This is a genomic window from Streptomyces sp. NPDC086989 (assembly GCF_044745505.1).
In the GTDB taxonomy this organism is placed as follows: Bacteria; Actinomycetota; Actinomycetes; order Streptomycetales; family Streptomycetaceae; genus Streptomyces.
On sequence record NZ_JBIVAL010000006.1, the window covers coordinates 123,676 to 142,533 of the forward strand.

Consider the following 18,858-nt stretch of genomic DNA (forward strand, 5'->3'; position numbering starts at 1 on the left):
CGAAGGGTGGGCGGGGACTGTGTCCCTGCCCACCCTTCGGCCGTTCCGGCCCCCTGTACAGCAAGCCCGCTGTACGGTGAAGAGCATGTCGAGACATGTGACCATCCGCCTGGACGAAGAGTTCCACGAGCGCCTCAAGGCACGCGCGGCGGCACTGGGCACGACGGTCACCGCGCTGATCACCGAGGTGACGGAACGCGAGCTGGACGAGGACCGGAAGAACTTCCTTTCCGGCATCGAGGAGTTCGCGGACCACTGGGGCTACTTCCAGGAGCGGTTCGGCAATTGAAGATCACCATGGAGTGGGCCTGGACCGCTCTGGCCCACCATCTCCCGTCAGATCCCGCCGTGTGGGATCCCTCCGGGGTGGCCGCCGCGGTCGCCCGGCACCAGAACGACCTCGTCCTGGTGCCCGAACAGCCCGCCCCGGACACCGCGTGGCGGGCCGCCGCGTTTCTGCACACCCTCGCGGTGTGCCCGGCGCTGGAATCGCCGATGAACGAGTTCTACGCGGCCGCCGCCACGCGCTCGTACCTGCGCGTGGCGGGGGCCAGGCAACTGCCTTCGCCGGAGGACCTCGGCGACCTGGTGGAGGCGGCGAAGCTGGGCCGCGCCGACATCGCAACGGTCGCCGAGGAGCTCCGCACGCTCATACAGGAGCCGCTGACGGTCCCGCCGCCCCAGGGCCGGACGGCGTCCTAGCGCCGGACGGCGTCCGGGGGGAGGACGGCGTCCCGGAGCCGGACGGCGTCCTGGGGCAGGGCAGGGCCTAGAAGGTGATCTTCCAGCTGTTGATGTAGCCGGTGTCCTGCGCCGCCGCGTCCTTGACCTGGAGCTTCCAGACGCCGTCGGCCACCTCGCCGGAGGCGTTCACCGTGTACGTCTGGACGAGGTTGTCGGCGCTGCCGCCGCTGCGGTTGTGCAGGTTGTAGACCGTGCCGTCGGGTGCGACCAGGTCGACCACCAGGTCACCGCGGTAGGTGTGGACGATGTTCACGTCGACCTTGGTGGTGGCCGGCGCGTTGCCCGTGACGCCGGAGACCGTGATGGGCGAAGTCACCGCGGCGCCGGGCGAGTCCGGGATGTTCACGTCCGTGGTGTTCTCGAACGACGGGCCCGGCGGGACCGGGGTGGCCGCCCCCAGGTTCCAGACCGCGTACGCGATGGCGTCCGCGTTGCGGTCCAGGGCGGTGTCGTCGATGTTCGACGAGGTGTCGCACGAGGCGTGGTAGCAGCGGTCGAAGGCCTGCCCGGAGGTGCCGCCCCACTTCTGTGCCTGCGCCGCCGTCTTCGTGTAGTCGGCGCCGGAGAACAGACCGCCGACCGGGATGCCCGCGCTCTTGAACGGCGCGTGGTCGGAGCGGCCGTCACCCTCGGTCTCGATCTCCGTCGGGATGCCGAGCCCCGCGTAGTAGTTCTTGAACGTCTGCTCGATCGTCGGGTCGTCGTCGTAGACGAAGTAGCCCGGGTTCGGCGAGCCGATCATGTCGAAGTTCAGGTAGCCGGAGATCTTCGCCTTCTCGGCGCTCGGCAGGTTGTTCACGTAGTACTTCGACCCGACCATGCCGAGCTCCTCCGCGCCCCACCAGCCGAACCTCAGGTGCTTGGTGGGCTGGAGCCGGGCGCGCGAGACGGCCAGTGCCGTCTCCAGGACGGCCGCCGAGCCGGATCCGTTGTCGTTGACGCCGGGGCCCGCGGTCACCGAGTCCAGGTGCGAGCCGGACATCAGGACCGAGTCCGGGTCGCCGCCCGGCCAGTCGGCGATCAGGTTGTAGCCGGTCGCGCCGCTGCTCGTGAAGGTCTGCAGGGTCGTGGTGAATCCGGCCGCGTCGAGTTTGGCCTTCACGTAGTCGACCGAGGCCTTGTAGCCCGCCCGGCCGTGGGCGCGGTTGCCGCCGTTGGCGGTGGCTATGGACTGGAACTGCGCGAGGTGCGCCTTGACGTTGGCGACCGGGATGTCGGGCGGTGTGGGCGCGGCGGCCACCGCCGTGGGGGCGGCGAGTGCGGCGGGGGCGGTGGAGGCGAACAGGCCGGCGACCGCGATAGCGGTCACGGCGGCCAGACGCCGGGAGACGGACAGGCTCATGTGGGGGACTCCGGGATTCCGTTGGGGATTGAACGGAACGTGCGGGGTGGCGCAAGTGAGCGATCGTGCGTCAGTGCGAGCCTGATGTTGAGTGCACGCGTGACGGCCCGTCAAGACCGCGATCCGGTCAGGATCGTTCGGAAAACGGACGGTCCCCGCCACGAGGGTTCGTGGCGGGGACCGTGAGAGGTACGGGGTGCTCGGCGCGGTGCCGGTGGCCCTAAGCGGGCTCCGGCTCCGGCTCGGGTTTCGGTTCGGGTTCCGGCGCGGGCGCCGGCGACGCCGCCGGCCCGGCGGCGCGGGCCGATACGAGCCGGGCCGCCTCGGCCCGGGTCTTGCGGGCCGTACGCAGCGCGTCCCAGGTCAGCAGCGCGAGCGCGGCCCAGACCAGGGAGAACCCGGCCCAGCGCTCGGGCGGCATCGCCTCGTGGAAGTACACGACCCCGAGCGCGAACTGGAACACCGGGGCCAGGTACTGGAGCAGCCCGAGTGTGGACAGCGGGACCCGGATCGCCGCCGCACCGAAGCAGACCAGCGGGATCGCGGTGACCAGTCCGGTCGAGGCGAGCAGCGCGGAGTGCCCGAGGCCTTCCGAGGCGAAGCTCAGCCGGTCCTGCGTCCCCAGCCACAGCAGGTAGCCGAGGGCGGGCGGGAACAGCAGCGCGGTCTCGGCGGCGAGCGACTCGACCCCGCCCATGTTGAGCTTTTTCTTGATCAGGCCGTACGCCGCGAACGTGAAGGCCAGCACCAGCGAGATCCACGGCGGCCGGCCGTACCCGATGGCGAGCACCAGCACGGCGGCCACGCCGATGCCGACCGCCGCCCACTGGGCTCGGCGCAGCCGCTCGCCGAGGACCAGTACGCCGATCGCGATGGTGACCAGCGGGTTGATGAAGTAGCCGAGACTGGCCTCGACGACCGCGCCGTTGTTGACGGCCCAGATGTACAGGCCCCAGTTCACGGAGATCACCGAGGCGGCCAGTGCGGTCAGGCCGAGCTTGCGGGGCTGCCGGAGCAGCTCCCCTATCCAGCCCCAGCGGCGCATGGCCAGCAGGAGCATCCCGACCACGCCCAGCGACCACACCATGCGGTGGGCCAGGATCTCGATCGCCCCGGCCGGTTTGAGCAGCGGCCAGAACAGGGGGACCAGCCCCCACATCCCGTAGGCGCCGAACCCGTAGAGCAAACCCGCGCGCTGCTCGTTCTCCGCTTTCACGGGAGCCTCCAGTCACATTCCGGCCAACTTCACGAAGGTAGCGCCGGAGGGACCGGATGTCATGCCCGTAGACACGAGATACTCATGACACGTTCGAGGCCTTGTGGGGGCCGGCCCCGGCGCCGGCTCAGGCCAGGGCGGCGGCGATCGCCTGCGCCACGGGGGTCGTCGGGCGGCCGATGAGCCGGGACAGGTCCCCGCCGGTGTGGGCGAGCCGGCCCCGGGAGATCGCCGCGTCCACGTCGACGAGGATCGCCGCGAAGCCCTCGGGGACCCCGGCGCCGGTCAGGATCGACAGGTGCGTGTCGGCCGGGACCTCGCTGTACGCGACCTCCTTGCCGGTCTGGGCCGCGACCTCGGCCGCGTACTCCGCCAGGCTCCAGGCGGTGTCGCCGGAGAGCTCGTAGACCCGGTTCAGGTGGCCCTCGCCGGTCAGCACGGCGGCGGCCGCGGCCGCGTAGTCCGCCCGCGCGGCGGAGGCGATGCGGCCCTCGCCCGCGCTGCCGACCACCGCGCCGTGCTCCAGGACGGTGCCCAGGTGGCCGGTGTAGTTCTCGTGGTACCAGCCGTTGCGCAGGAAGGTGTGGGGGAGGCCGGAGTCGAGGATGGCCTGCTCGGTGACCTTGTGCTCGGCGGCCAGGTCGAAGTCGGCCTCCGGGCCGCCGAGGATCCCGGTGTACGCGAGCTGGGCGACGCCCGCGGCCTTCGCGGCCTCGACCACGGCGAGGTGCTGCGGCACCCGGCGGCCGACCTCGCTGCCGGAGATCAGCAGGACGCGGTCGCCGGCGTGGAAGGCGGAGGCCAGGGTCTCGGGGGCGTCGTAGTCCGCGACGCGCACCTCGATGCCGCGCTCGGCCAGGTCGGCGGCCTTCTCCTTGTTGCGGACGACGACGGCGAGGCGCTCGGCGGGGACCTGGTTCAGCAGCTCCTCGACGACGAGACGGCCGAGGGCTCCGGTGGCTCCGGTGACGACGATGCTCATGGGATGCGCTCCTTGCGTTTCGGGGTGTGTCACCACCCTAGGGAGAGCGCTAACCTTTCGTAAGTACCCACTTCAAAGTAAGGTACTGGTATGAAGGTGAGTAACCAGCCGATGGTCGACGCACCGCGGGTCAACGCGCCGATGTGCCCTTCCCGCGGGGTCCTGGAGCACGTCACGAGCCGCTGGGGCGTCCTGGTCCTGGCCGCCCTCGTCGAGCGCTCGTACCGGTTCAGCGAACTGCGCAGGGAGGTGGGCGGCGTCAGCGAGAAGATGCTGGCCCAGACCCTCCAGACGCTGGAGCGCGACGGATTCCTGCTGCGCGACGCCAAGCCCGTGATCCCGCCGCGCGTGGACTACTCGCTGACCGAGCTGGGGCGCGAGGCCGCCGAGCAGGTCTGGGCCCTCGCCCGCTGGACCGAGCGGCGCGTCCCCGAGGTCCAGGCGGCGCGCGCGGCGTACGACGAAGCCCGGAGCTCCTGAGGAACTCCGGGCCCCGCTGCCGCTGCCGCTGGTGTCGCCGCTGCCGTACGCCGGCTGCTAGCCGACGACCGTCCAGGTGTCGTTGCCCGCGAGGAGGGTGCTGAGGTCGCCCTTGCCCTTGGCGTCGACGGCGGTCTCCAGCTGCTCCGCCATGAGCGTGTCGTAGACGGGCCGCTCCACGCTGCGGAAGACGCCGATGGGCGTCTGGTGCAGGGTGTGCGGGTCCGCCAGCCGGGACAGGGCGAACGCGGTGGTCGGGCCGGCGCTGTGGGCGTCGTGGACCAGGATCCGGGACTCGTTCTCCGGGGTCACCGTGACGACCTCCAGTTCCCCGGTGACCTGATCGCGTACGACGCCCTTGTGCCCGTCGGCGCCGAAGCGGATCGGCTGCCCGTGTTCGAGGCGGATCACCGCCTCCTGGGCCTGCGCGTTGTCCTTGAGGACCTCGAAGGCGCCGTCGTTGAAGATGTTGCAGTTCTGGTAGATCTCCACCAGGGCGGTGCCCTGGTGGTCGGCCGCGGCCCGGAGGACCTCGGTCAGGTGCTTGCGGTCGGAGTCGACGGTGCGGGCGACGAAGGTGGCTTCGGCGCCGAGGGCGAGGGAGACGGGGTTGAAGGGCGCGTCGAGGGAGCCCATCGGCGTGGATTTGGTGATCTTGCCGACCTCGGAGGTGGGCGAGTACTGGCCCTTGGTGAGTCCGTAGATCCGGTTGTTGAAGAGCAGGATCTTGAGGTTGACGTTGCGGCGCAGGGCGTGGATCAGGTGGTTCCCGCCGATGGAGAGGGCGTCGCCGTCACCGGTGACGACCCAGACGGACAGGTCGCGGCGGGAGGTGGCCAGGCCGGTGGCGATGGCCGGGGCGCGGCCGTGGATGGAGTGCATCCCGTAGGTGTTCATGTAGTACGGGAAGCGCGAGGAGCAGCCGATCCCGGAGACGAAGACGATGTTCTCCTTCGCCAGCCCGAGTTCGGGCATGAAGCCCTGCACCGCGGCCAGGACCGCGTAGTCGCCGCAGCCGGGGCACCACCGGACCTCCTGGTCCGACTTGAAGTCCTTCATGGACTGCCGGGCCTCGGCCTTGGGCACCAGCGAGAGCAGGTGGGGGGCGTCGGTCACCTCAGTCATTGACGGCCTCCTTGAGAATCTTCGCGAGCTGCTCGGCCTTGAACGGCATTCCGTTGACCTGGGTGTACGACCGGGCGTCCACCAGGTACTTCGCCCGGATCAGGGTGGCGAGCTGCCCGAGGTTCATCTCCGGCACCACTACCTTGTCGTAACGCTTCAGGACCTCCCCGAGATTCCTCGGGAAGGGGTTGAGGTGGCGCAGGTGGGCCTGTGCGACCGGGACGCCGACGGTGCGCAGCCGGCGCACCGCGGCGGTGATGGGGCCGTACGTGGAGCCCCAGCCCAGGACGAGGGTGCGGGCGCCGTCCGGGTCGTCGACCTCCAGGCCGGGGACCTCGATGCCGTCGATCTTGGCCTGGCGGGTGCGGACCATGAAGTCGTGGTTGGCCGGGTCGTACGAGATGTTGCCCGTGCCGTCCTGCTTCTCGATGCCGCCGATCCGGTGCTCCAGACCGGGCGTCCCCGGGACCGCCCAGGGGCGGGCCAGGGTCTGCGGGTCGCGCTTGTACGGCCAGAACACCTCGGTGCCGTCCGCGAGCTGCTGGTTGGGCCCGGAGGCGAACTGCACCTTCAGGTCCGGCAGGTCGGCGACGTCGGGGATGCGCCAGGGCTCGGAGCCGTTGGCGAGGTATCCGTCGGAGAGCAGGAACACCGGGGTCCGGTACGTCAGCGCGATCCGCACCGCGTCGAGGACGGCGTCGAAGCAGTCCGCGGGGGTGCGGGGGGCCACGACGGGCACGGGGGCCTCGCCGTTGCGGCCGTACATGGCCTGGAGCAGGTCCGCCTGCTCGGTCTTGGTCGGCAGGCCGGTGGAGGGGCCGCCGCGCTGGATGTCCACGATCAGCAGCGGCAGCTCCAGCGACACCGCCAGCCCGATCGTCTCGGACTTCAGGGCGACGCCGGGGCCGGAGGTGGTGGTCACGCCGAGGGCGCCGCCGAAGGCCGCGCCGAGCGCCGCGCCGATCCCGGCGATCTCGTCCTCGGCCTGGAACGTCCGCACGCCGAAGTTCTTGTGCTTGCTCAGCTCGTGCAGGATGTCCGAGGCCGGGGTGATCGGGTACGAGCCCAGGTAGAGCGGCAGGTCGGCCAGGCGGCTCGCCGCGATCAGCCCGTAGGACAGGGCGAGGTTCCCGGAGATGTTGCGGTAGGTGCCGGTCGGGAACGCGCTGGTCGCCGGGGCGACCTCGTAGGAGACCGCGAAGTCCTCGGTCGTCTCGCCGAAGTTCCAGCCCGCACGGAACGCGGCCACGTTCGCCTCGGCGATGTCCGGCTTCTTCGCGAACTTCTGCCGCAGGAAGTTCTCGGTGCCCTCGGTGGGCCGGTGGTACATCCAGCTCAGGAGCCCGAGCGCGAACATGTTCTTGCTGCGCTCGGCCTCCTTGCGGGAGAGCCCGAAATCCTTCAGGGCCTCCACGGTGAGCGTGGTCAGCGGCACCGGGTGGATGTTGTAGGCGCCCAGCGAGCCGTCTTCCAGCGGCGAGGTGTCATAGCCGACCTTCGCCATCGGGCGCTTGGTGAATTCATCGGTGTTGATGATGATCTCGGCGCCGCGCGGGACGTCCGCGATGTTCGCTTTCAGCGCCGCCGGATTCATCGCCACCAGCACGTTCGGGGCGTCGCCCGGCGTCAGGATGTCGTGATCGGCGAAGTGCAGCTGGAACGAGGAGACACCGGGCAGGGTGCCGGCAGGGGCACGGATCTCGGCCGGGAAGTTCGGCAGCGTGGAGAGGTCGTTCCCGAAGGAGGCCGTCTCCGAGGTGAACCGGTCACCCGTGAGCTGCATGCCGTCACCCGAGTCACCCGCGAAACGGATGATCACCCGGTCGAGACGGCGTACTTCCTTGCCGCTCGGGGCCGGGGCTGTCCGTTGTTCGCCGACTACAGCCCCCTCGGCCCCGTCGGCCTGTTCGGCTGGACTACTGACCTGGCTGGTCACTGAACTGGACCTCCTTCGAGGCTTTGCGTTCCCGCTCCCAAGGTCAACCCTACGTCGGTAGGAGTGGCCTTCTCAGGGGACGCTCGTATTCCGGACCGTCGTCTGCGGCGGTCTGTCGAGAGAATCCCTTGGTATTCCAAGGGATTCCGAAAGATTCCGAGATTTCGTGCCGTGCAGAAATAGTGCGAGCCCCAGCGGCCAGGCGCGGTACCGCCACACCTGACAGGGTGTCAGTTGATCAGGGTTTTGATCAATGCCCCGTCTTGATCGACAGAATCTCCCGATCAAGAGCGCAGGTAGGTGAGAACGGCCAGAACCCGCCGGTGATCCCCGTCGCTCGGGGACAGCCCGAGCTTCATGAAGATGTTGCTGACGTGCTTCTCCACCGCTCCGTCGCTGACCACGAGCTGCTTGGCCACGGCCGAATTGGTCCGCCCCTCGGCCATCAGGCCCAGCACCTCGCGCTCGCGCGGGGTCAGCCCCGCCAGGACGTCCTGCTTGCGGCTGCGGCCGAGCAGCTGGGCGACGACCTCCGGGTCCAGGGCGGTCCCGCCCCGGGCCACGCGCACGACGGCGTCGAGGAACTCCCGCACGTCGGCCACCCGGTCCTTGAGCAGGTACCCCACCCCGGTACTGGAACCGGCCAGGAGTTCGGTGGCGTACTGCTCCTCCACGTACTGCGACAGCACGAGCACGCCTATGCCGGGATGCTCGCGCCGCAGCCGTACGGCCGCCCGCACCCCCTCGTCGGTGTGCGTCGGCGGCATCCGTACGTCCGCCACCACCACGTCCGGCAGCGCGTCCTCGGCTGCCAACTCCGCCACCGTCTTGATCAGGGCTTCCGCGTCCCCGACGCCGGCCACGACGTCATGCCCCCGGTCGGTCAGCAACCGGGTCAGGCCCTCACGCAGCAGCACTGAATCCTCGGCGATGACCACCCGCACCCTGTCTTCCACGATCCAGCAGCTCCCGCGTCCACGTCGTCCGATGTACCTGACCCAGCCAAGCATCCCAGCCCGAGGGGCCGGGGGAGGCGAGTCCGATCATCACGTGGAAGCGGGAGCGGGTGCCAGGGGTGTGCCGACGGGCTGGCCCGGTCGGCGGCGGGTCGGCCGGCGGCGGATCGGCCGGCCCGTCGGCGGGAGGGCCAGGTCGTGTCGTCAAGGTCCCGTCGGGCCGGCGGACCCTGGTGCGCACGCTCCCTAGCGGAGAGTGGCCTGGTGCGCACGCTCCCTAGCGGGAGCGCCAGGGGAGCTCGGCGGTGACGGTCGTGCCGCCGCCGGCGGGCGATTCCACGACCAGCACCCCGTCCACGGCGTCCAGTCGCTCGGAGAGCCCGGCCAGCCCGGTGCCCCCGACGGCGCCCGCGGTGCTCGCGCCGCCGCGCCCGTCGTCCGTGACCTGGATCAGCAGCCGTCCCGCGGACCGCCACACGTCCACACCCGCCGTACGGGCCGCGGAGTGCTTGCTGATGTTCCGGAGCAGCTCCGAGACGGTGAAGTACGCGATCCCCTCGACCGCCGAAGCGGGCCGCTCCGGCAGGTCCACCGACACCCGCACCGGCACCGTGCACCGCGAGGCCACCGAGGACAGCGCCGCGTCCAGGCCGCGGTCCGTCAGCACCGCCGGGTGGATCCCGCGGGCCAGGTCGCGCAGCTCCTGGAGCGCGATCTTCACCTCTCCGTGCGCCTCGTCCACCATCCGGGCGGCGGCGCCGGGGTCCTCGCCGAGCTTCTCCTTCGCCAGCCCCAGGTCCATGGACAGCGCCACCAGGCGGGCCTGCGCCCCGTCGTGCAGGTCCCGCTCGATGCGCCGCAGGTCGGCGGCGGCGGTGTCGACCACCACCCCGCGGTCGGTCTCCAGCTCCGTGACCCGGTGGTCGAGGCGCGAAGGTCCGAGCAGCCCGCCGACGAGGACCCGGTCGACGGTGGTCAGCGCCCGCACCACCCACGGCGTGGCCAGGGTGAAGCCCAGTCCGACCAGGCAGGTCAGGGCGATCTCCGCGGGGGAGTCGAGGTAGAAGGTGTAGTCGCCGTTCTGGAACAGCTGGAGCCCCGGCATGTCCGTGTAGGCGGGGAAGACCCAGAACCACACCGGGTACAGCAGGAAGGCCCATCCGTACGCCCAGAACACCAGTGCCAGGGTGAAGGCGAAGACGGCCCACGGAAGGTGGACCACCGCGTACAGCGCGTGCCGCCAGGCGCTGCCGCTCCTCAGCAGCGCGCCCATCGCGGCGACCGGACCCGGCTTCCTCGCCCGCAGCGGCGCCGGCTCCGCGATGTCGGCCCCGAGCAGGCCGCGCACCCGGGCCCGCTCCACCTTCCCGAAACCGCGGCACATCGCGAGCACCCCGGCGAGCACCGGGACGCCGAGGAAGGTGACGAGCAGCCCTGCGCCGAGGGTGACGCCCGTGATCGCGAGCGAGAAGTACAGCAGGCTCAGCGGCAGCCCGAGCAGCAGGTACCCGAACTCGCGCCACGTCCGTCCCTCGACCGGAGCGCGCAACACGCGACCTGCATCCATGATCCCGACCTCCCCTTGAGCATTCCGATGACCCACCCCAACCCTGCCGCCCGCCCGGCCCCCGTTCCATCGGGCAGGTAGGCCTCTCCCCCGGGGGGATAACCCCACCCCCGGCGCCCCGACCCTGCCCACCCGGGACGAGGCCGCCCGGATGCCGACGGGACCCCCGCCCTCACCCGGGCGGGGGTCCCGATCAGCGGCCGAAGCCGCGGCGCGGACCGGTGCCGGGGCCCGGTCGCACCGGAGTCACGCGCGAGCGGGGTACGAACGGGGTCCGGCCGGGGTCCGGGTCCGGGGCCAGGTCCGGCCCGTGTCCAGGTCCGGGCCGTCCGGCCCGGGCACGGTCCGGGCGCGGCCCGGGCCAGGCCCGGTCGGGGTCCGGCCCGAGGGCAGGTCCGGCCGGGGGCCAGTCATACCGGAGTCACGCGCGAGCCGGGTCCGGCCACGGTCCGGCCAGGGGCCGGCCCGGTCCGGGCCGGGGGGCAGGTCACCCAGGACCGGGCCGGGCTTGCGTTCAGCGCGAGCGCCACGGCAGTTCCGCCGTCACCACCGTGCCCTTCCCCTCGGGGGAGTCCACCAGGAAGACCCCGTCCACGGCCCGCAGCCGCTCAGCCAGCCCCGCCAGGCCCGACCCGCCGTCCAGGCCGGCCCCGCCGCGTCCGTCGTCCGACACCCGGATCAGCAGCCGTCCCGCCGGCTCCGCCCCCGTCCGCCACATCTCCACGCTCGCGCCGCGCGCCCCCGCATGCTTGCTCACGTTCTGCAGCAGCTCCGACACCGTGAAGTACGCGATCCCCTCGATGGCGGCCGCGGGCCGCTCCGGCAGGTCCACCAGCACCTTCACCGGCACCAGGCACCGCGACGCCACCGACGACAGCGCCGCGTCCAGGCCCCGGTCCGTCAGCACCGCCGGGTGGATGCCCCGCGCCAGGTCCCGCAGTTCCTGGAGCGCCAGCTTCACCTCCCCGTGCGCCTCGTCCACCATCGCCGCCGCCGCGTCGGGATCCTCCAGCAGCTTCTCCTTGGCCAGGCCCAGCCCCATCGCCAGCGCCACCAGCCGCGCCTGCGCCCCGTCGTGCAGGTCCCGCTCGATGCGCCGCAGGTCGGCCGCCGCCGTGTCGACGACCACCCCGCGGTCGGACTCCAGCTCCGCGATCCGCCGCTCCAGCTCGTCCGAGGGCGACAACAGCGCCCGTACCATCAGCCGGTCCACGTTCGACAGCGCGCGGGTGACGTACGGCAGCACCGGCCACAGCACCAGCAGTCCCACCAGCGCCACCGTGAAGGTCAGCACCCCCCACGGCAGCCGCACCAGCTCGTACAGCACGGTCCGCCAGGCCACCGGGTCCTTCACGCCCGCCCACAGCCACGGGAAGAACCCGCCGGCCCGCCGCGGCCCCGGCAGCGGAGTCGGCTCCTCCACCCGTACACCGAGCATCACGCGCGCCCTCGCCCGCTCCAGCCGTCCCAACTGCCGAGACGCGAGCAGACCGGCCGCGAGCAGCGGAAGACCGATCGCGGTCACGGACAGACCGCCCGTGACCGCCACCATGGTCACGGTGTAGACGAAACCGACGAGCGCGAACGGAAGGTTGACCAGCAGATGGATGGTCTCCTTCCACGCCACGGCCCCCAGTGCCGGGCGTACGGGAGGAGGCCGGTCGTCATCGGAACCCGGGTGGGAGACTTGAAAGGGCGCGGTCATGCGGCCCAGCCTGCCAAATCCAGCCCGGCCGGTGCCATGGGGCAGCCGGGCCGTTGTAAACGGGGGATAACCCCACCCTGTGTGAGCCAGGGCCTAGACTCCCGTCCGTACCAGATCATCGACAGTGGCCAAGGAGCGAGGAACGGACGTGCCCGACCCAACGGTATCGACCGTAACCGTGCTCGCAGCGGACTATTTCCGGAGTTATTCGGTCGTCGGCCTGCTGGCCGTCCTCGGTGTGCTCTTCGTGGCCGTCGCGTTCGGCGCGGGCCGCCTGCTGAGACCGGTCGTCCCGACCCCTGAGAAGCTGCTGACGTACGAGTGCGGCGTGGACCCCGTCGGCGAGGGCTGGGCGCACACCCAGGTCCGCTACTACGTCTACGCGTTCCTCTACGTCATCTTCGCCGTCGACTCGATCTTCCTCTTCCCGTGGGCGACCGTGTTCGCCGCCGCCGGCTACGGCGCCACGACGCTCGTGGAGATGTTCGTCTTCCTGGGCTTCCTGGCCGTCGGCCTGCTCTACGCGTACAAGAAGGGCGTCCTCGAATGGACGTGACACCGGCCGGGACCGCGGCCGAGCCCCAGCTGCTCCCGGAGCCCAAGAGGCTCGGGGTCCTCTCCCGGCTCGCCCCGGAGCCCATGAAAGTGGTCCTGAACTGGGGCCGCCGCTACAGCCTGTGGGTGTTCAACTTCGGCCTCGCCTGCTGCGCGATCGAGTTCATCGCCGCGTCGATGGCCCGGCACGACTTCATCCGGCTCGGCGTCATCCCCTTCGCGCCCGGCCCGCGCCAGGCGGACCTGATGATCGTCTCCGGCACGGTGACGGACAAGATGGCCCCGGCCGTCAAGCGGCTGTACGAGCAGATGCCGGAGCCCAAGTACGTCATCTCCTTCGGAGCCTGCTCCAACTGCGGCGGGCCCTACTGGGACTCCTACTCGGTGACGAAGGGCGTCGACCAGATCATCCCCGTCGACGTCTACGTACCCGGCTGCCCGCCGCGCCCCGAAGCGCTGCTCCAGGGCATCCTCAAGCTCCAGGAGAAGATCGCCCGGGAGTCGCTGGCGGACCGCTACGCCCAGGGGCCGTCGGTCGCGCAGCTCACCAGCGGCCTGGTCACGCCCCCGCCCCCGCCGACGACCGGAGGAGCGGGCGCATGAACCTCTACGACTCCCTCCCCGACGCCGCCGCGACGGTCTTCGGCGCGGAGGCGGTGGCCGAGCGCGCGTACGACGTGCTGACGGTCGACGTGCCGGTCGGCAGCTGGATCCCGGCGCTGGAGATCGCCCGGGACAAGCTGGGCTGCACGTACTTCGACTGGCTGAGCGCGGTCGACGAGCCGGGCACCGGCTTCCGGATCTGCGCGCACGTCGTGTCCCTGGAGAACCACCGCGTACGACGGCTGCTGCTGCGGACGACGGTCCCGCACGCGGCGCCGTCCCTGCCGTCCGCGGTCGCGGTCTACGCGGGCGCCGAATGGCACGAGCGGGAGACGTTCGAGATGTTCGGCGTGGTCTTCACCGACCACCCGCACCTGGTCCCGCTGCTCCTCCCGGAGAACTTCGAGGGGCACCCGCTGCGCAAGGACTTCGTGCTCGCGGCACGGGTCGCGAAGGCATGGCCGGGAGCCAAGGAGCCGGGCGAGGCACACGACCCCGATGCGCCCAAGCGCCGCCAGATGCTCCCGCCGGGCGTCCCGGACCCCAACGACTGGGGCCCGCTCAAGGGTCAGCTCCCGCCGGCCCCGGCCCGCCCGGCCAGGACCGCCCGCGCCCCGCGCGAGGGCGCCCCGGTCCGCCGCACCCGCTCGGTGACGGAGGGCTCGGCGACCCAGGCCGCGGAAACCGAAGCCACCACCCCCCGCCCGGCCCGCCGCACCCGCTCGGTGTCGGAGGGCTCGGCGAGCCAGGCCGTCCCGGCGGCGGAGCCGGACGCCGGGGCCGAGTCCCCGCGCCCGGCGCGGCGCACCCGCTCGGCGGCGGAGGGCTCGGCGAGCCAGGCCGCCGTCCCGGCGCCGGAGCCGGACGCCGGGGCCGAGACCCAGCGCCCGGCGCGGCGGACCGTCGCGCCCGGGCGGCGCCCCGCGCCCCGCAGCACGGACGCCCCCTGGCACAACCCGCAGCCCGCCTTCACGCAGGACCCGGCACCCGAGTCGGAGCCCGAGGCCGGCGACACCCCCGAAACCCGACCCGACAACGGAGGCGACGCGTGAACGACGTCCTCGACGTCGCCCTGCGACTCATCGCCGTCTTCGCCGTCTTCCTCGTGCTCCCGCTCGTCGTCGGGCAGACCGAGCACAAGGTGATGGCGCACATGCAGGGCCGCCTCGGCCCCATGTACGCCGGTGGCTTCCACGGCTGGGCCCAGCTCGTCGCCGACGGCGTGAAGTTCGCGCAGAAGGAGGACGTCGTCCCGGCCGAGGCCGACCGCCGCATCTTCCAGCTCGCCCCCGCCGTCGCCCTGCTGCCGTACCTCCTCGTCCTCGTCGCCATCCCCATCGGCCCGGGCGAAGGCGCCGTCGGCCAGGTCATCGACGCCGGGCTGTTCTTCGTACTCGCCGTCATGGGCGTCGGCGTCCTCGGCAGCCTGATGGCCGGCTGGGCCTCCGCCAACAAGTTCTCCCTGCTCGGCGGCCTGCGCACCGCCGCTCAGCTCCTCGCGTACGAGCTCCCCATGCTGCTCGCCGCCGCCTCCGTCGCCATGGCCGCCGGGACCGTGTCCCTCCCCGGCATCGTCGACGCCTTCCAGTGGTGGTGGCTGCCGTGGCAGATCACCGGCGCGCTCGTCTTCTTCACCGCCGGCCTCGCCGAACTCCAGCGGCCGCCCTTCGACATGCCCGTCGCCGACTCCGAGATCATCTTCGGCGCGTACACCGAGTACACCGGCCTGCGCTTCGCGCTGTTCCTGCTCGCCGAGTACGCCGGCATCGTCGTCCTCTGCGCCCTGACCACCGTTCTGTTCCTCGGCGGCTGGCACGGGCCGATCGCCGACGGCTGGGTCTGGACCCTCCTGAAGACCGCGGTCCTCGCGTTCGTCGTGATCTGGCTCCGCGTCAGCTACCCCCGGCTGCGCGAGGACCAGCTCCAGAAGCTCGCCTGGACCACACTCATCCCGCTGGCGCTCGCCCAGATCGCGCTCACCGGCATCGTGAAGGTGGCGATCAACTGATGCCCATCCCCGGATCCGGCCTCGCCAAGGGCCTCGCCGTCACCCTGCGCACGATGACGAAGCGCGCGCACACCGCCCAGTACCCCGAGGTGCAGCCCGAGCTCCCGCCCCGCACCCGCGGGGTCATCGGCCTGTTCGAGGAGAACTGCACGGTCTGCATGCTGTGCGCACGCGAGTGCCCCGACTGGTGCATCTACATCGACTCCCACAAGGAGACGGTCCCGGCGGCCACCCCCGGCGGCCGCGAGCGCAGCCGCAACGTCCTCGACCGGTTCGCCATCGACTTCTCCCTCTGCATGTACTGCGGCATCTGCATCGAGGTGTGCCCCTTCGACGCCCTCTTCTGGTCGCCGGAGTTCGAGTACGCGGAGACGGACATCCTCGAACTCACCCACGAGCGCGACAAGCTGCGCGAGTGGATGTGGACCGTCCCCGCCCCGCCCGCCCTGGACCCCGCGGCGGAGGAGCCCAAGGAGATCGCCGCCGCCCGCAAGGCGGTGGAGAAGGCCGAGGCCGCCGCGGCAGCGGCAGCCGCCGCCGAAGCCGCCGAAGCCGAAGCCGAAGCCGCTGGGCCCGCCGCGCCCGGCACCGAAGACCCGACCACCACCCCGGAGGGAGACGCGTGAGCGACCTGACCCCCGCGGCCGCCACCCTGGCCGCCGCGGCGACGGGCCACGGGTTCCTCTCCCCGACCGGCGTCGAGATCGCCTTCGTCCTCGTCGGCCTCGCCACCCTCGGCGCGGCCGCCATCACGGTCACCACCAAGCAGCTCGTGCACGCCGCCCTGTGGCTGGTCGTCACGCTCGGCGGCATCGCCGTCGAGTACCTGCTGCTGACCGCCGAGTTCATCGCCTGGGTCCAGGTCCTGATCTACCTCGGCTCCGTCGTCGTCCTCCTCCTCTTCGGGCTGATGCTCACCAAGGCCCCCATCGGCCGCTCCCCGGACGCCGACTCCCACAACCGCTGGGTCGCCCTCGGCGTCGCCCTCGTCGCGGCCGGCGCGCTCGTCTGGGTCGTCGTCGACGCGTTCCGCACCACCTGGATCGATCTCGACGGTCCCGTCCAGGGCTCCACCGAGGTCACCAGCGCGATCCTCTTCCAGCACTGGGTGCTGCCCTTCGAAGCGCTCTCCGTCCTCCTCCTCGCGGCCCTGATCGGCGCCATCGTCCTCTCCCGCAGGGACGCCGCCGCCGGGCCCGACGACACGAAGGGGCAGCAGCGCTGATGCACCTCGCCTACCCCGCCGTACTCGCGGCGCTCCTCTTCTGCACGGGCCTGTACGGAGTGCTCGCCCGCCGCAACGCCATCCTGGTCCTGATGTCCGTCGAGCTGATGCTCAACGCCGTCAACCTCAACCTGGTGGCCTTCGACGTCTGGCTGCGCGACGCCCTGCACGCCGGCCAGGCCCTCACCCTCTTCACCATCGCCATCGCCGCCGCCGAGATCGGCATCGGCCTCGCGATCGTGCTGATGGTGTACCGCAACCGCGGCACCTCGGACGTCGACCGGCTGCGCGACACCGCCGAGGGCCACGAGCCCGCCCCGACCCACCAGAGCGAGGTCACCGCGTGAGCACCACGACCCTCGCGGTCCTCGTCCCGCTCCTGCCCTTCCTGGCCGCGGTGGCGGGACTGCTGCTCGGCCGCCGCGCCCCCGGCTTCGTCCGGCCCCTCGCCGTGCTGCCGGCGCTGGCCTCGGCCGTGCTGGCCGTGCTCGTCGCCGTCCGCCAGGGCGGCGGCAGGCCGATCGTCGCCTCCACCGAACTGACCCCGACCGGCTCGGTGCCGATCGACCTCTCGCTCTACCTGAACGGATTCGCGGCGCTGGCCGCCGTCCTGGTCGGCGTCGTCGCCACCTGCGTACAGCTCTACTCGACGGCCTACCTCCGCGAGGACCCGCGCTACCCCTCGTACGCGGCGCTCGTCTCCCTGTTCACCTCCGCCATGATGCTCGTCGTCTACACCGGCGACCTCATGGTGCTGCTGGTCGGCTGGGAGGTCATGGGCATCTGCTCCTACTTCCTCGTCGGCCACTACTGGGAGACCGAGGCGGCCCGCTCCGCCTCCCTGAAGGCCTTCCTCGTCACCAAGCTCGGCGACGTCCCCTTCCTGATCGGCCTGTTCGCGCTCGCCACCGACGCCGGCTCCTTCGAGATCCCCAAGGTCCTGGGCACCGTCGCCGCGGGCGGACTCGACCACCCCACGCTGATCGCGCTCCTGCTGCTCGCCGGAGTCGCCGGCAAGTCCGCGCAGTTCCCGCTGCACACCTGGCTCCCGGACGCCATGGCGGGCCCCACCCCGGTCTCCGCCCTGATCCACGCCGCGACGATGGTCGCCGCCGGTGTCTACTTCATCGCCCGTCTCCTCCCGGTCTTCACGGCCTCCGCGGCCGCCCTGGTGGTCATGGCCGTCATGGCGGCCGTCACGATGGTCGGCTCCGGCCTCGCCGCCCTCGCCCAGGACGACATCAAGCGCGTCCTCGCCTACTCCACGATCGGCCAGCTCGGCTACATGACCGGGGCCCTGGCCGTCGGCGACCGCGGCGCCGCCGTCTTCCACCTCATCTCCCACGGCGCCTTCAAGGCGCTCCTGTTCCTCGGCGCCGGCGTGATCATCCACGCCGCCGGGACGAACTCCCTGGCCGCCATGTCCCGGATGGACGGCCTGGCCAAGCGCGTCCCCGACGCCTTCTGGACCATGACGATCGCGCTCCTCGCGCTCGCCGCGATCCCGCCCTTCGCCGGGTTCTTCTCCAAGGAAGCCGTGCTCGTCGCGGCCGAGCACGCCGCCGGCGGGCACTCGGAGTCCGCTCCCAGCGCCGCAGGCTGGGTCGTGCTCGTCGCAGGCGTGCTGACCGCCCTGCTCACCGCCGCCTACGCCACCCGGCTCTGGCTGATGGCCTTCCGCGGCCGGGGCGCCGCCGCCCCCGACCACGGCAAGGAGCCCCTCGCCATGACCGGCGTGCTGTGGCTGCTCGCGATCCCCTCCCTCGGCCTCGGCCTGACCGCCGGCCCGATCGCCGACTGGTTCGACGGCAACGCGCTCACCCCGACGCTCACCACCTCCGTCCTCGGCACCGGAGCCGCCGCCGTCGGCGCGGTCCTGACCTACGCCCTGTGGCAGCGGGCCATGGTCAAGGCCGCCGCGGCTCCCGCGGCCGGACCCGCGCCCGCCACCACCGGCGCCGCGGCCGAACAGCCCGCAGCCGTGGCCGCCACGGTGTCCGCGGCCACCGCGGCCGCCGAGTCCGCGGCCGAAACCCCCGAGGTCGCGGAGGTCACCCACGAGCACCCCGCCGTCCCGGCGGGTCCCGCCGCCGACCCCGGCCGAGCCCTCCTGGGCCCCCTGCACCCGCACGCGGCGGACGGCTTCCACCTCGACGCCGTCTACGACCGGCTGTTCGTCCGCCCCGTCCGCGGCGCCGCGAGCCTCGTCCGCTTCCTCGACCGCGAGGTCGTCGACACGTACGTCCGCGGCGCCGGCGCCGGCCCCCGGCTGCTCGGCAGCCTCGTACGCCGGGCCCAGACCGGCAACGTGCAGAGCTACCTGAGCGCCCTGCTCGCCGGCGCCGTGGTCCTGGCGATCGCCACCGCCGTCCTCGCCAACGTCAACGCCGGATCGTGAGCCGTGAGTCAGCCGT

General features: G+C 71.9%; 19 protein-coding genes. 11 read left to right on the forward strand and 8 right to left on the reverse strand.

The window, feature by feature from the left end:
- Window positions 1-85 precede the first annotated feature (85 nt).
- Together ACIPK4_RS16065 and ACIPK4_RS16070 are read left to right on the forward strand one after the other, a co-directional pair.
- Window positions 86-289: a ribbon-helix-helix domain-containing protein gene (locus tag ACIPK4_RS16065; RefSeq protein ID WP_225884906.1), complete on the forward strand. Its 204-nt coding sequence runs from the start codon at window positions 86-88 to the stop codon at window positions 287-289.
- The gene (locus tag ACIPK4_RS16070; protein WP_376195085.1) at window positions 286-702 is read left to right on the forward strand and encodes a hypothetical protein; all 417 of its coding nucleotides are present in this window, start codon (window positions 286-288) and stop codon (window positions 700-702) included. Before ACIPK4_RS16065 ends, ACIPK4_RS16070 begins: the two co-directional genes overlap by 4 nt.
- Window positions 703-769: 67 nt before the next feature.
- Here the strand turns inward: ACIPK4_RS16070 and ACIPK4_RS16075 are convergent, their stop codons facing one another.
- The 3 genes from ACIPK4_RS16075 to ACIPK4_RS16085 all read right to left on the reverse strand — a co-directional run bounded on the left by ACIPK4_RS16075 (window position 770) and on the right by ACIPK4_RS16085 (window position 4,284).
- Entirely contained in the window at window positions 770-2,086 is a 1,317-nt protein-coding gene (locus ACIPK4_RS16075) for a M28 family metallopeptidase (protein WP_402313179.1), read from the reverse strand.
- A 220-nt stretch (window positions 2,087-2,306) separates the two neighbouring features.
- On the reverse strand, window positions 2,307-3,302 hold the full coding sequence (gene rarD / locus ACIPK4_RS16080; RefSeq protein ID WP_402313181.1) for an EamA family transporter RarD: 996 nt from the start codon (window positions 3,300-3,302) through the stop codon (window positions 2,307-2,309).
- A 127-nt stretch (window positions 3,303-3,429) separates the two neighbouring features.
- Complete coding sequence (locus ACIPK4_RS16085) at window positions 3,430-4,284, reverse strand: SDR family oxidoreductase (RefSeq protein ID WP_402313183.1); 855 nt, start codon at window positions 4,282-4,284, stop codon at window positions 3,430-3,432.
- 90 nt (window positions 4,285-4,374) lie between these two features.
- On the opposite strand from ACIPK4_RS16085, the gene ACIPK4_RS16090 reads away from it, so the two are divergent.
- On the forward strand, window positions 4,375-4,764 hold the full coding sequence (locus ACIPK4_RS16090; RefSeq protein ID WP_402313185.1) for a winged helix-turn-helix transcriptional regulator: 390 nt from the start codon (window positions 4,375-4,377) through the stop codon (window positions 4,762-4,764).
- Between the two features lie 57 nt (window positions 4,765-4,821).
- On the opposite strand, the gene ACIPK4_RS16095 is transcribed toward ACIPK4_RS16090, so the two are convergent.
- The 5 genes from ACIPK4_RS16095 to ACIPK4_RS16115 all read right to left on the reverse strand — a co-directional run bounded on the left by ACIPK4_RS16095 (window position 4,822) and on the right by ACIPK4_RS16115 (window position 12,053).
- Window positions 4,822-5,889 (reverse strand): 2-oxoacid:ferredoxin oxidoreductase subunit beta, encoded by a 1,068-nt coding sequence (locus tag ACIPK4_RS16095; protein ID WP_402313187.1) that lies wholly within the window; start codon window positions 5,887-5,889, stop codon window positions 4,822-4,824.
- Entirely contained in the window at window positions 5,882-7,825 is a 1,944-nt protein-coding gene (locus ACIPK4_RS16100; protein ID WP_402313189.1) for a 2-oxoacid:acceptor oxidoreductase subunit alpha, read from the reverse strand. The genes ACIPK4_RS16095 and ACIPK4_RS16100 overlap by 8 nt, the downstream gene beginning before the upstream one ends.
- Window positions 7,826-8,109: 284 nt before the next feature.
- Window positions 8,110-8,769, reverse strand: a complete 660-nt coding sequence (locus tag ACIPK4_RS16105; RefSeq protein WP_030161942.1) for a response regulator transcription factor — start codon at window positions 8,767-8,769, stop codon at window positions 8,110-8,112.
- Between the two features lie 289 nt (window positions 8,770-9,058).
- Window positions 9,059-10,348, reverse strand: a complete 1,290-nt coding sequence (locus ACIPK4_RS16110) for a sensor histidine kinase (RefSeq protein WP_402313191.1) — start codon at window positions 10,346-10,348, stop codon at window positions 9,059-9,061.
- 514 nt (window positions 10,349-10,862) lie between these two features.
- A complete protein-coding gene (locus ACIPK4_RS16115) occupies window positions 10,863-12,053 on the reverse strand; it encodes a sensor histidine kinase (RefSeq protein WP_402313193.1) in 1,191 nt (396 codons plus the stop codon).
- Between the two features lie 148 nt (window positions 12,054-12,201).
- Between ACIPK4_RS16115 and ACIPK4_RS16120 the strand changes: the two genes are divergently transcribed.
- The 8 genes from ACIPK4_RS16120 to ACIPK4_RS16155 are packed head-to-tail and all read left to right on the forward strand — an operon-like array spanning window position 12,202 to window position 18,842.
- Complete coding sequence (locus tag ACIPK4_RS16120) at window positions 12,202-12,609, forward strand: NADH-quinone oxidoreductase subunit A (protein ID WP_030298105.1); 408 nt, start codon at window positions 12,202-12,204, stop codon at window positions 12,607-12,609.
- Window positions 12,600-13,211 carry an NADH-quinone oxidoreductase subunit B gene (locus ACIPK4_RS16125; protein WP_402313195.1) on the forward strand — a complete coding sequence of 204 codons (612 nt, stop codon included), beginning with the start codon at window positions 12,600-12,602 and terminating at the stop codon, window positions 13,209-13,211. The genes ACIPK4_RS16120 and ACIPK4_RS16125 overlap by 10 nt, the downstream gene beginning before the upstream one ends.
- The gene (locus ACIPK4_RS16130; RefSeq protein WP_402313197.1) at window positions 13,208-14,263 is read left to right on the forward strand and encodes an NADH-quinone oxidoreductase subunit C; all 1,056 of its coding nucleotides are present in this window, start codon (window positions 13,208-13,210) and stop codon (window positions 14,261-14,263) included. The genes ACIPK4_RS16125 and ACIPK4_RS16130 overlap by 4 nt, the downstream gene beginning before the upstream one ends.
- Window positions 14,260-15,219, forward strand: a complete 960-nt coding sequence (locus ACIPK4_RS16135) for an NADH-quinone oxidoreductase subunit H (protein WP_402313199.1) — start codon at window positions 14,260-14,262, stop codon at window positions 15,217-15,219. The genes ACIPK4_RS16130 and ACIPK4_RS16135 overlap by 4 nt, the downstream gene beginning before the upstream one ends.
- A complete protein-coding gene (locus ACIPK4_RS16140) occupies window positions 15,216-15,845 on the forward strand; it encodes a NuoI/complex I 23 kDa subunit family protein (protein ID WP_402313647.1) in 630 nt (209 codons plus the stop codon). Before ACIPK4_RS16135 ends, ACIPK4_RS16140 begins: the two co-directional genes overlap by 4 nt.
- Window positions 15,846-15,850: 5 nt before the next feature.
- Window positions 15,851-16,444, forward strand: coding sequence for an NADH-quinone oxidoreductase subunit J (locus tag ACIPK4_RS16145; RefSeq protein WP_402313649.1), 594 nt, complete (start codon window positions 15,851-15,853; stop codon window positions 16,442-16,444).
- Entirely contained in the window at window positions 16,444-16,791 is a 348-nt protein-coding gene (gene nuoK, locus ACIPK4_RS16150) for an NADH-quinone oxidoreductase subunit NuoK (RefSeq protein ID WP_054221737.1), read from the forward strand. The genes ACIPK4_RS16145 and nuoK overlap by 1 nt, the downstream gene beginning before the upstream one ends.
- 50 nt (window positions 16,792-16,841) lie before the next feature.
- Entirely contained in the window at window positions 16,842-18,842 is a 2,001-nt protein-coding gene (locus ACIPK4_RS16155; RefSeq protein WP_402313651.1) for an NADH-quinone oxidoreductase subunit L, read from the forward strand.
- Window positions 18,843-18,858: the final 16 nt, after the last annotated feature.

Excerpts from the sequence above, each read along its gene's own strand:
- ACIPK4_RS16110 (WP_402313191.1), bottom strand. The coding sequence starts at position 10,348 with ATGGATGCAGGTCGCGTGTTGCGCGCTCCGGTCGAGGGACGGACGTGG.
- ACIPK4_RS16130 (WP_402313197.1), top strand. The coding sequence starts at position 13,208 with ATGAACCTCTACGACTCCCTCCCCGACGCCGCCGCGACGGTCTTCGGC.
- ACIPK4_RS16065 (WP_225884906.1), top strand. The coding sequence starts at position 86 with ATGTCGAGACATGTGACCATCCGCCTGGACGAAGAGTTCCACGAGCGC.
- ACIPK4_RS16125 (WP_402313195.1), top strand. The coding sequence starts at position 12,600 with ATGGACGTGACACCGGCCGGGACCGCGGCCGAGCCCCAGCTGCTCCCG.
- ACIPK4_RS16115 (WP_402313193.1), bottom strand. The coding sequence starts at position 12,053 with ATGACCGCGCCCTTTCAAGTCTCCCACCCGGGTTCCGATGACGACCGG.
- ACIPK4_RS16075 (WP_402313179.1), bottom strand. The coding sequence starts at position 2,086 with ATGAGCCTGTCCGTCTCCCGGCGTCTGGCCGCCGTGACCGCTATCGCG.
- ACIPK4_RS16095 (WP_402313187.1), bottom strand. The coding sequence starts at position 5,889 with ATGACTGAGGTGACCGACGCCCCCCACCTGCTCTCGCTGGTGCCCAAG.
- ACIPK4_RS16085 (WP_402313183.1), bottom strand. The coding sequence starts at position 4,284 with ATGAGCATCGTCGTCACCGGAGCCACCGGAGCCCTCGGCCGTCTCGTC.
- ACIPK4_RS16090 (WP_402313185.1), top strand. The coding sequence starts at position 4,375 with ATGAAGGTGAGTAACCAGCCGATGGTCGACGCACCGCGGGTCAACGCG.
- nuoK (WP_054221737.1), top strand. The coding sequence starts at position 16,444 with ATGCACCTCGCCTACCCCGCCGTACTCGCGGCGCTCCTCTTCTGCACG.